The organism is Kitasatospora sp. NPDC017646, from assembly GCF_044329365.1.
GTDB lineage: Bacteria > Actinomycetota > Actinomycetes > Streptomycetales > Streptomycetaceae > Kitasatospora.
The window spans coordinates 475,369-486,429 of sequence record NZ_JBIRJC010000004.1 but is presented as its reverse complement, the minus strand read 5'-3'; the positions used below and the strand labels follow the sequence as shown (position 1 = coordinate 486,429).

The following is an 11,061-nucleotide window of genomic DNA, read 5'->3' as shown; positions in this document are numbered from 1 at the left end:
TGTATCACCCCCGAGCTCCTCCCCCACACCCCCCCCCCCCCCCCCCCCCCCCCACACCCCCCCCCCCCCCCCCCCCCCCCCCCCCCCCCCCCCCCCCCGGCCACCCACCCTCCCGAAAGCCCACCCCCCAACACCAACCCCCCCACCACAGCACCCCCGCTAGGGTTCCCCAGGTGGATCTGGATCTGGGACAGGTACGAGCCTTCGTCACCACCGCCGAAGAACTCCACTTCGGCCGCGCCGCCACCCGCCTGAACATCAGCCAGCAGGGCCTGTCCAAACGCATCGCCCGCCTGGAGGCGACCCTCGGAGTGCGCCTGCTGGAACGCGACGCCCGCGGAGTGGCCCTGACCGGGGCCGGTACCCGTTTCCTGGACCCGGCACGCCGGGTGCTGGCGCAGGGGAACCTGGCGGTGGCGGCCGTGCAGGAGACCGGGCGGCCGCTGCGGATCGACGTCTGGGGCCACCTCTACGCGCCCATGCGCACCCTCGCACAGGCGGTCGACGCGGCGCCCGGCCTGGAGGTGGAGCCGGTGCCGGGGCGGGACCTGCCGTCGGTGGCGGCGGCGCTGCTGCGCGGGGAGTCGGATGCCGGGTTCGGCCGGGTGCACGCCCTGCCGGACGGTGCCGACGCCGGGCTGACGCACCGGCTGGTCCGGCTGGAGCCGGTGGACGCACTGCTGAGCGCGGACCATCCGCTGGCCGGTCGGGACACCCTGAGCCCGGCCGAGCTGCGCGGCAGTGTGCTGCGCTATCCGGCGGCGGTGGACCGACTGGACTTCCTCACCCGCTTCGCCACTCGGTTCGAGGTCACCGAGCGGGTCGGCTCGACCAATCTGGGTCTGGAGCACTTCCTCGACCAGGTCGCCGCCGATCCGAGCTGCTTCTCCCTCGTCCCCGCCGACGGCCCGCTGCCGGACCGCCCGGGCGCGCGTACCGTCCCGCTGGCCGGTCCGACCCCGCTGTACGCCTGGTCACTGCTCTGGCGGACCGACCGGGACACCGAAAGCAACGGCCAACTGGACAGCCTGCTGAGGGCGTTCACCGCCGAGGCGGCCCGCAGCCGGTGGCTGGAGTACGACCCGTCCCGGGACTGGCTCCCGGACGCCGACGAAGCCGCACTCCAGCCGTGAGCCCTGCCAGCACCTCGAAGTCCCGCACGACGGCCGGCGGCACGGCGCTATCGAACATCGGCTGGGTGAGCAGGATCCCGGTCAGCCGGTCGGCCGGGTCGTCGGGCCAGGCCGTGCCGAGACCGCCCTCCCAGCCGTAGCGGCCGGGCGCGGCGAAGCCGTTGCCGCCCGAGAGATGGTTGGCGGTCATCGGCCGGACGGTCGGCCGGGGGGGGGGGGGGGGGGGGGGGGGCCGGGGGCCCCCCCCCCCCCGGCCAGCAGCATCCGGGCGAAGGCGAGGCAGTCGTCCAGCGGCGAGACCAGGTCCCCGCCGTCGTCCAGCAGGGCCGGCCGGCCCCAGGCGCTGTCCGCCGCATCGGGGCGGTGCCGGCCGTGCCGTTGACGCCCGGTCACTTCCGGCGACCACTGTGCCGCACGGGCACTGACAACCTGGCGCAGCGGCGGCTCAGCCCGTGCCCCGGCGCCGGATCACCACCAGGTGTTCTGGGTCCGCAGCACCGACCCGTCCGCGGCGTAGGAGATGGCGGTGTCGTCCATGGAACCCGGCCTGCGGACGACGGCGTACCAGCGGAACGGGGAGTCCCCGACCGCGACGGGCACCGCCTCGACGGATCCGCCCGTCTTCCAGTCGACCACGACCTTCGCGACCTCCGGCTCGGTCCGGACGACCACCATGTCCGGGACGCCCACCGCCCCGACCACCCGGTTGAGCACCACACCGTTGACGAAGTGCTCCGGGTCGTCCTGCCCCGTCGCGCCCGGGGCTGTGATCGACTCCACGAAGTCACCCGACTGCCGCCTGCCGTCCACGATCAGATAGACGTCGGCGCGGTCCTTGTGCGGGTCCCAGACCGCGTCGGGGGTCTGCTGCGGGGGCTGCGGGCTCTGCTGGGTCTGCGGGCTCTGCTGGGTCTGCGGGCTCTGTTGCAGGCGCGGGTCCACGGCGTGCCGCTCCTCCCAGATCAACCGGCTCTGCTTGAGGCCGTCCTCCGCCGTGGGGGCCGCCGGCCACAGGGCGATCCAGGCTTCCAGCGCGTGGCCACCCGCCGCGCCCTCACCGACCTTGACCCGGACCGGCGTGAACGGGTCCCGCGCGCGCCCGGACGGCTCGGCCGAAGCCGTCGGGGCGGTCGAGGCCCCCGACGCCGTCAGGGAGACACCGGAAGCCGGGCGTGCGGCCACCGGTGACGCCGCCCGCCCGTCGCCCCTGAAAGCCGCCCCCGTTCCGCCCACGACCACGACCAGCCCCGCGACCGCGATGGCCGTCAGCAGCCGCCGGCGCCGCAGCCTGCGCCGCCCGCCGGCCAGCAGCCGGTCGTACGGCACCGGCCCGGTCTCGACGCTTTCGGCCAGCTCACCCAGCTCCCACGAGATCTCGGCCTCGACCGCCTCCGCGTCCTCGTGCCCGAACGTGGACTCCATGCTCATCTGTTGCCTCCGACGCTGGTCAGTCCGTTGAGTGAGGAGGCCTCTCGCAGTTTGGCCAGACCACGGGCCGCCTGGCTCTTCACCGTGCCGACCGAGCAGCCCATGGCCGCCGCCGTCTGGGACTCGCTGAGGTCCTCCCAGTACCGCAGCACGACGGCCTCGCGCTGGCGGGGCGGCAGGGCGGCGAGCGCGGCGAGCAGCAAGGCCCGGTCGTCCGGGTCGGGCGCGGTGGGGGCGGGCCGGTCCGGGAAGGCCTCGACCAGGTACTCGGCCGGTCTGCGCCGGAACCTCCGGGCGTGCTCGTTGACCAGGATCCGGCGCACGTAGGCGTTCGGGTCGTCCGCGGCGCGGACCTTGGTCCAGTGGACGTAGGCCCGTTCCAGGGCCTGCTGGACCAGGTCCTCGGCGCCGTGGCGGTCCCCCGCCAGCAGGTACGCCGTCCGCAGCAGCCGTGACCACGCGCTGCCGGCGAACGCCCGGAACTCGTCGTCCCGGGCGGTCTTCTGGGCTCCCATGAGCACCTCCTCGAAACACCAGAGCCCGGAACCGCGACCGACCGTTGCCCGGCGTTCGCGATTGGCCGCCGGCGGCTGTGACACTGGAGGGGCTCGAAAACCGAGGTGCGCTCCGCCGTGCCTCCTTGCGAACCTAGAGGGATGCCCGCAGTGAGTTCTCCCGCAGTCCAGTCCGCCCCCGTCCCCGCCGAGGGTCCCGGAATCGGTGAGCTGGCCGCCCGCCTGCCCGAGCTGACCCTGCGCGACGAGGTGCGGATCGGACGCCGGCTGGAGGGGGCCCGCAGGGTCCGCAAGCCCGAGGCCCGGCAGAAGATCGCCTCCGAGATCGCCGCCGACATCGACCGCGCCGCGCTGCTGGTCGAGCAGCGCCGGGGCGCGGTGCCGAAGATCACGTACCCGGCCGAGCTCCCGGTCAGCCAGAAGAAGGACGACATCCTGGAGGCGATCCGGGACCACCAGGTGGTGATCGTCGCAGGTGAGACCGGCTCCGGCAAGACCACCCAGATCCCGAAGATCTGCCTGGAGCTGGGCCGCGGCGTGCGGGGTCTGGTCGGCCACACCCAGCCGCGCCGGATCGCCGCCCGCACGGTGGCCGAGCGCGTCGCGGAGGAGCTGGACACCCCGCTCGGCGAGGCGGTCGGCTGGAAGGTCCGGTTCACCGACCAGGTCGGCCAGGACACCCTGGTCAAGCTGATGACGGATGGCATCCTGCTCGCGGAGATCCAGACCGACCGTGATCTGCGCCAGTACGACACCCTGATCATCGACGAGGCGCACGAACGCAGCCTCAACATCGACTTCCTGCTCGGCTACCTCAAGCAGCTGCTCCCCCGCCGCCCCGACCTCAAGGTCGTGATCACCTCCGCGACCATCGACCCGGAGCGCTTCTCCCGGCACTTCGGCGACGCCCCGATCATCGAGGTCTCCGGTCGGACGTATCCCGTCGAGGTCCGCTACCGGCCGGTGATCGACGACACCGAGGACGAGGCCGACGAGGCGGACCGCGACCGGGACCAGATCCAGGCGATCTGCGACGCCGCCCAGGAGCTCCAGGACGAGGGCCCGGGCGACATCCTGGTCTTCCTCTCCGGCGAGCGCGAGATCCGCGACACCGCCGACGCCCTGACCAGGCTGAAACTGCGGAACACCGAGGTCCTCCCCCTCTACGCCCGGCTCAGCTCGGCCGAGCAGCACCGGGTCTTCCAGCGCTCGAACAGCCGCCGGATCGTGCTGGCCACCAACGTGGCCGAGACCTCGCTGACCGTCCCCGGCATCAAGTACGTGATCGACCCGGGCACCGCCCGGATCTCCCGCTACAGCCACCGCACCAAGGTGCAGCGGCTACCGATCGAGGCGATCAGCCAGGCCAGCGCCAACCAGCGCAAGGGCCGCTGCGGCCGCACCTCGGACGGCATCTGCATCCGGCTGTACTCGGAGGAGGACTTCCTCTCCCGCCCCGAGTTCACCGACGCCGAGATCCTTCGCACCAACCTGGCCTCGGTGATCCTCCAGATGACCGCGGCCGGCCTGGGCGACATCTCCGCCTTCCCGTTCCTGGACCCGCCGGACTCGCGCAACATCAAGGACGGCGTCCACCTGCTGCACGAGCTGGGCGCGCTGGACCCGGACGAGAAGGACCCGCGCAAGCGCCTGACCGCGCTGGGCCGCAAGCTCGCCCAGCTCCCGGTGGACCCGCGGATGGCCCGCATGGTGCTGGAGGCGGACCGCAACGGCTGCGTGCGCGACGTCATGGTGATCGCCGCCGCGCTGTCCATCCAGGACCCGCGCGAGCGCCCCGCCGAGAAGCGCCAGGCCGCCGACGAGCGGCACCGCCGGTTCTCCTCGGAGACCTCCGACTTCCTCTCCTACCTGGCGATGTGGCGCTACGTCCGGGAGCAGCAGAAGGAGCTCTCCTCCTCGGCCTTCCGCCGGATGTGCAAGTCCGAGTTCCTCAACTACCTGCGGATACGGGAGTGGCAGGACGTCTACACCCAGCTGCGCACGGTCGCCAAGCAGTTGGGCGTCACGATCGAAGAACCCCACCCCGACGCCGAGCCGGACGCCGACCGGATCCACCAGTCGCTGCTGGCCGGACTGCTCTCCCACATCGGCCTGTTCGACGTGGAGAAGCGCGAGTACGGCGGTGCCCGTGGCGCCCGCTTCGCGGTCTTCCCCGGCTCCGGCCTGTTCAAGAAGCCGCCGCGCTGGGTGATGTCGGCCGAGCTGGTGGAGACCTCCCGGCTGTGGGCCCGGATCAACGCGAAGATCGAGCCCGAGTGGGTCGAGCCGCTGGCCGGGCACCTGATCAAGCGCAGCTACAGCGAGCCGCACTGGGAGAAGAAGGCCGGCGCCGTGCTGGCGTACGAGAAGGTGACCCTCTACGGGATGCCGATCGTCGCCCAGCGCAAGGTCAACTACGGCCGGATCGACCCGGAGCTCTGCCGCGAGCTGTTCATCCGCAACGCGCTGGTCGAGGGCGACTGGGAGACCCACCACCGGTTCTTCGCGGAGAACCGCAAGCTGCTCGGCGAGGTCGAGGAGCTGGAGAACCGGGCCCGCCGCCGGGACATCCTGGTGGACGACCAGACCCTGTTCGACTTCTACGACGCCCGGCTGCCCGACGAGGTCGTCTCCACCCGGCACTTCGACTCCTGGTGGAAGAAGGCCCGGCACGAGCAGCCGGACCTGTTGAACTTCGAGAAGTCGATGCTGATCAACGACGCCGCGGACGGCGTCACCGAGGCCGACTACCCGGACTACTGGCAGCAGGGCAAGCTGCGCTTCAAGCTGACCTACCAGTTCGAGCCGGGCAGCGACGCGGACGGCGTGACCGTCCACATCCCGCTGCCGGTGCTCAACCAGGTCACCGCGGAGGGCTTCGACTGGCAGATCCCCGGTCTGCGGGAGGAGCTGGTCACCGCGTACATCAAGTCGCTGCCCAAGGCGGTCCGGCGCAACTTCGTGCCGGCCCCGGACTTCGCCAGGGCGGCCCTGCGCCAGGTGAAGGACCGCCAGGAGCCCTTGCTGCCGTCCCTGGAGCACGCCCTGAAGCGCCTGACGGCCGTCACGGTGCCGCCGGAGGCCTGGGACGACGAGCGGGTGCCGGAGCACCTCAAGGTGACGTTCCGGGTGGTGGACGGCAAGCGCAGGCTCGCCGAGTCCAAGGACCTGGAGGAGCTGCGGCTGAAGCTCAAGCCCAAGCTCAAGGAGACGCTCTCCTCGGCGGCCTCCGGCCAGGGCATCGAGCAGAGCGGGCTGACCGCCTGGCCGGCCGGGCTGCCGGTGCTCCAGCGCACCTTCGAGCAGCGCTCGCGCGGCCACTCGCTGCGCGCCTACCCGGCGCTGGTGGACGAGGGCGGGTCGGTCGGCGTGAAGCTGTTCGACACCCCGGAGGCGCAGGCCCAGGCGATGTGGGAGGGGACGCGCCGACTGCTGGTGCTGACCACCACCTCCCCGGCCAAGTCGATCCAGGGCCGGCTGGGCAACCAGGCGAAGCTGGCGCTCTCGCACAGCCCGCACGGCTCGATCAACGCCCTGTTCGAGGACGTCGTCTCGGCCGCGACGGACCGGCTGATGGCCCTGGCCGGCGGCCCGGCCTGGGACGAGGCGGCCTTCGGCAAGCTGCACGACAAGGTGCGGGCGGACCTGTACGACCTGTCCGCGGACACCACGCTGAAGACGGCCACCGCACTGATCGCCTTCCACAAGGCCTCGACCCGGCTGAAGTCGGTGAGCAGCCCGGTGCTGCTGAACGCGGTGAACGACGTCCGGCTGCACCTGGCCTCGCTGGTGCACCCGGGCTTCGTGACGGCCACCGGCTGGCGGCGGCTGCCGGACCTCAAGCGCTACCTGCTGGCGGTGGACCGCCGGCTGGAGGCGCTTCCCAACCACCCGCAGCGGGACGCCCAGCAGCTGCTGAAGGTGCAGCAGGTGCAGCAGGCGTACGGGGAGCTGCTGGCGGCGGTGCCGGCCGGGCGGCAGCCCTCCGAGGAGGTGCGGGCGATCCGCTGGATGATCGAGGAGCTGCGGGTGAGCTTCTTCGCCCAGTCGCTGGGCACGCCGAGCCCGGTCTCGGAGAAGCGGATCATGAAGGCGATGGAGGCGGCCCGGGCGTCGCTGTGACGCCCGGGCCGGGCGTCCGCGCGTCCCCGGCGGCGTCCTGAGCTGCGGGTGCGCTGTGGGCCCTCAGGAGCCAGTTCGACCTGGGGGCCCACCATGGGCTACGATCTGTCTTGTTCGCAGCGCGGCAAGCGAGTGAACGAGATCAGAAAACTCTGGTCCCGTGGAGCAGTTGGTTAGCTCGCCACCCTGTCAAGGTGGAGGTCGCGGGTTCAAGTCCCGTCGGGATCGCCGCAGAGCGAGAGGCCCGGAACCGTCAGGTTCCGGGCCTCTCGCTTTTGGCCGTCCGGCTTCTACCCGGGCCAGGCCCGGACCACAAGCGGCAGGCCGTGTGACCGTCACCACTCACACCCTCGGGAAACCGACCCCGGAACGGCCCGTTCTAGACCCCACTAATTTAATATGTAAAATTGCACTTCTATTCACTGTAAATCCCCCCCGCATCATGTGCACCGAATCGTTATCCGGAGTTCAGCATTCCGACCGTTCGAAGCGCGACACCGGGTACGACAAAGGGGCCGCCAACCGGACCCGGCGGAGTCCGGTTGGCGGCCCCTTTAAAGAGCCTTTGGCCTATCAGGCCTCAGTGCGCTGAGCGGGAATCCCGGCCAGCAGGGCACGCACCTCCGCCTCACGGTAACGACGGTGACCGCCGAGCGTGCGGATCGACGTCAGCTTGCCCGCCTTGGCCCAGCGGGTGACCGTCTTCGGGTCAACGCGGAACATGGTGGCAACCTCCGCCGGCGTCAGCAGCGGCTCAGCATCAGGGGTACGAGCGGTCATGAGCGGCCTCCTCGGGAGAACCGAACCAGGGCGGTTCTATCCTTCAAATTCTGCACCTTGACCCGCGATGCCCGAAATGGCATAGACGGGCCGAGTCGGTTATAGGACGAACGGCTTGTCCTGGTGTCTACAACTACACCATCCGTCCAGCCCTATCGACCAAACCGCCAAAATTGACCCCTCACGGGTTCAAGGCCGACGGATGGCGATGGACCACCCCATAACGGACAGTCACGCGACAGTGACGTCCGGTTACGAGGGGGCCAGACCCTCCTTTTCCCCGCAAAGCACGCATCGACTCCAGAACCACCCAAAAGTGGGCACGCTCACGTGAAGTTGGGCTGGTTGTCCCATTTTTGCACATAGGGGTAAGTTCGCGTCAACGGTGAGTAGTGTCACGTTCGGCAGCTATTGACCCGAACCAGGACCTTGGTCGGCACCGTCGCGGACCAAAGCCCCTCACAGTCATACACGCGCGGTCGGACGTCAGTTCGCCTGCCGCAGCGCCAGCACCCGCCGCCACCGCACCGTCAGTTCCCCGTACGCGCGCAGCGCCTCGACGGTGTCCCCCGCCCGCAGCGCCCGCAGCCCGTGCTCCAGCTCCCCCGCCGAACGGTCCGCCAACAGCCGCTCCGGCCCCAGCAGATGCACCAGCCCCCCGTAGTCCAGCTCCACCAGCGAGCGCGGGTGGAACTCCTCCAGCCACCGCCCGACCTGCTCCGCCCCGCGCACCAACTCCCCCTCCGGCACCGCCTCGCGCAGCGCCCGGTAGGCCCGCGCCACCCGGCGCCGCGCCTGGGCCATCGGCACCAGGTAGAACAGCGCCGCCGGCCTCCCCCGCTCCCCCTCCGCTCCCCCTCCGTCCGTGCCCCCCGGCACGAAGCACCGGTCCTCGTCCCCGAAGGGGAGGAACCAGCGCACCGGCACCTCCCACCGGCTGGTGAGGATCCACGGCCGGGCGTCCGGGTGCCCGGCCAGCCAGCGCTCCCGGTCGGCCTCGGCGGCCGCCCGCGTCACCGGCGGCACCGCGGTGTCCAGCAGCGCCACCGGAGCCCCCGCCCGCAGCTCCTCCAGCGCCTGCCAACTGCGCAGCCTGGTCGCCCACGGGCACACGTACAGTACGCCGTCCACGATCCGCAGGTACGCCCGCCCGCTCTCCTTCTCCGGCAGCGCCCTGGGCGTGCGGGCGGCCAGCTCGGCGAGCGCCCCCCGCTGCTCCTCCAGCACCGCCGCCGCCACCGACTGCTCGGCCGCCGCCGCGTCCGGGCCGTGCTCCGCCGCGTAGGCCTGCCAGCCCGCCCGCTCGGGCTCCGGGTAGGCCGCCAGCGGTTCGTAGACCCGCAGGTGGGCGGCGTAGGGCGGCAGTACGGAAGTGCGTACGACGGTCACGTCCTGCATGGTCGCACGTGCCGCGCGGCCCGGGGAGGGCGCGCCCCCGAACCGTTCGCGTCCGCACCGCGCACGCCCTCCCGTCTCAGTACTCGGACAACCGGCACAAGCTCGGACAAGACGACGGATCGGCGGTCCGCGCCCTACTACTCTTCGGCTTAGGCGCCCGCACCACAGCAGCGGGCCTTCGATACTGGAGTCACCACAGTGACCGACGTACAGACCCCGGCCACGCACCCCGCACCCGGCGTGCTCAGCAGGATCTTCCGTACCGAGCAGGACGGCGCCCCCGGCGACGGCCACGAGCAGGTCGTCCTCTGCCACGACCGCAGCTCCGGGCTCAAGGCGATCATCGCGATCCACTCCACCGCCCTCGGCCCCGCCCTCGGTGGCACCCGCTTCTTCCCGTACGCCTCCGAGGAGGCGGCGCTGGAGGACGCGCTGAACCTGTCCCGCGGGATGTCCTACAAGAACGCGCTCGCCGGCCTCGACCTCGGCGGCGGCAAGGCCGTCATCATCGGCGACCCGAACAAGGACAAGAACGAGGCGATGCTCCGGGCCTACGGCCGCTTCGTCGAGTCCCTGCGCGGCCGCTACATCACCGCCTGCGACGTGGGCACCTACGTCCAGGACATGGACGTCATCGCGCGCGAGACCGAGTTCGTGACCGGCCGCTCGCCCGAGCACGGCGGCGCCGGCGACTCGTCCATCCTGACCGCCTTCGGCGTCTTCCAGGGCATGCGCGCCACCGCCCAGGCCCGCTGGGGCCAGCCCACCCTGCGCGGCAAGCGGGTCGGCGTCGCGGGCGTCGGCAAGGTCGGCCACTACCTGGTCGGCCACCTGGTCGCGGACGGCGCCACCGTCGTCGTCACCGACCCCTTCGAGGCCGCCGTCAACCGCGTGCGCGCCGCCCACCCGGAGGTGGAGGTGGTCGCCGACACCACCGCCCTGCTCCAGGCCAAGCTGGACGTCTACGCCCCCTGCGCCCTCGGCGGCGCGCTGACCGACTCCGTGGTCGCGGCGCTCGGCGAGTCCGGCACCTCGATCGTCTGCGGCGCGGCCAACAACCAGCTGGCCCACCCGGGCGTCGAGAAGGACCTGGCCGACCGCGGCATCCTCTACGCCCCGGACTACCTGGTGAACTCCGGCGGCGTGATCCAGGTCGCCGACGAGATCGACGGCTTCAACTTCGAGCGGGCCAAGAACAAGGCCACCAAGATCTTCGACACCACCCTGGAGATCTTCACCCGGGCCACCGCCGACGGCGTCCCGCCGGCGGTCGCCGCCGACCGCCTGGCCGAGAAGCGGATGCGCGAGATCAGCGCGCTGCGCACGGTGCTGCTGCCGGGCGCCCGCCGCGGCTGATCACCGTCACTCCGGTGAGCCGCTGCGCGGGGGGCCGTCACCTTCGGCCCCCCGCGCATCACGATGTGGAACCGGATTCTCACTTCTCCGGCCGAACGGGTGATCCGAGGTCCCCCTTGGGGGGATAATCGGTCCTGGAACGACGGACCCCGAACACCTCCGGACAGCGTGCAAAACGCCGCAAAACCTCCCCTGACCTGGGAAGACCTGGTCGCGGGTGCAGCCGGTGCGCGCCACGTCACACCGACGACGTACCGTCCAGCGGCGGAAACAGGTACCGTTAATGCTCCAAGGGACGGTCCTCCCATTCGGGCAGGCCGGTCCTGATC

General features: G+C 71.5%; 7 protein-coding genes and 1 tRNA gene. 4 read left to right on the top strand and 4 right to left on the bottom strand.

The features are described from left to right. Nucleotides 1–173: 173 nt before the first annotated feature. Nucleotides 174–1,133, top strand: a complete 960-nt coding sequence (locus ACH4J0_RS10395) for a LysR family transcriptional regulator (RefSeq protein WP_396238255.1) — start codon at nucleotides 174–176, stop codon at nucleotides 1,131–1,133. A gap of 468 nt (nucleotides 1,134–1,601) precedes the next feature. Here ACH4J0_RS10395 and ACH4J0_RS10390 read toward each other — a convergent pair whose 3' ends face one another. Further along, nucleotides 1,602–2,561 carry a hypothetical protein gene (locus ACH4J0_RS10390; RefSeq protein WP_396238253.1) on the bottom strand — a complete coding sequence of 320 codons (960 nt, stop codon included), beginning with the start codon at nucleotides 2,559–2,561 and terminating at the stop codon, nucleotides 1,602–1,604. Continuing rightward, nucleotides 2,558–3,076, bottom strand: a complete 519-nt coding sequence (locus tag ACH4J0_RS10385) for a SigE family RNA polymerase sigma factor (protein ID WP_396238251.1) — start codon at nucleotides 3,074–3,076, stop codon at nucleotides 2,558–2,560. The genes ACH4J0_RS10390 and ACH4J0_RS10385 overlap by 4 nt, the downstream gene beginning before the upstream one ends. Nucleotides 3,077–3,217: 141 nt before the next feature. On the opposite strand from ACH4J0_RS10385, the gene hrpA reads away from it, so the two are divergent. Continuing rightward, nucleotides 3,218–7,198 carry an ATP-dependent RNA helicase HrpA gene (hrpA, locus tag ACH4J0_RS10380; RefSeq protein ID WP_396238249.1) on the top strand — a complete coding sequence of 1,327 codons (3,981 nt, stop codon included), beginning with the start codon at nucleotides 3,218–3,220 and terminating at the stop codon, nucleotides 7,196–7,198. 154 nt (nucleotides 7,199–7,352) lie between these two features. After that, nucleotides 7,353–7,426, top strand: a tRNA-Asp gene (locus tag ACH4J0_RS10375). A 345-nt stretch (nucleotides 7,427–7,771) separates the two neighbouring features. Here ACH4J0_RS10375 and bldC read toward each other — a convergent pair. Continuing rightward, nucleotides 7,772–7,978, bottom strand: a complete 207-nt coding sequence (gene bldC, locus ACH4J0_RS10370) for a developmental transcriptional regulator BldC (RefSeq protein WP_014137253.1) — start codon at nucleotides 7,976–7,978, stop codon at nucleotides 7,772–7,774. 486 nt (nucleotides 7,979–8,464) lie between these two features. Beyond that, entirely contained in the window at nucleotides 8,465–9,376 is a 912-nt protein-coding gene (locus tag ACH4J0_RS10365; RefSeq protein WP_396238247.1) for a hypothetical protein, read from the bottom strand. Nucleotides 9,377–9,574: 198 nt separating this feature from the next. On the opposite strand from ACH4J0_RS10365, the gene ACH4J0_RS10360 reads away from it, so the two are divergent. Continuing rightward, nucleotides 9,575–10,732 carry a Glu/Leu/Phe/Val dehydrogenase dimerization domain-containing protein gene (locus tag ACH4J0_RS10360; RefSeq protein WP_396238245.1) on the top strand — a complete coding sequence of 386 codons (1,158 nt, stop codon included), beginning with the start codon at nucleotides 9,575–9,577 and terminating at the stop codon, nucleotides 10,730–10,732. Nucleotides 10,733–11,061 lie beyond the last annotated feature (329 nt).

What these genes read in the sequence shown, in the direction of transcription:
- ACH4J0_RS10390 (WP_396238253.1), bottom strand. Translation starts at nt 2,561, where the DNA reads ATGAGCATGGAGTCCACGTTCGGGCACGAGGACGCGGAGGCGGTCGAG.
- ACH4J0_RS10385 (WP_396238251.1), bottom strand. Translation starts at nt 3,076, where the DNA reads ATGGGAGCCCAGAAGACCGCCCGGGACGACGAGTTCCGGGCGTTCGCC.
- hrpA (WP_396238249.1), top strand. Translation starts at nt 3,218, where the DNA reads ATGCCCGCAGTGAGTTCTCCCGCAGTCCAGTCCGCCCCCGTCCCCGCC.
- bldC (WP_014137253.1), bottom strand. Translation starts at nt 7,978, where the DNA reads ATGACCGCTCGTACCCCTGATGCTGAGCCGCTGCTGACGCCGGCGGAG.
- ACH4J0_RS10365 (WP_396238247.1), bottom strand. Translation starts at nt 9,376, where the DNA reads ATGCAGGACGTGACCGTCGTACGCACTTCCGTACTGCCGCCCTACGCC.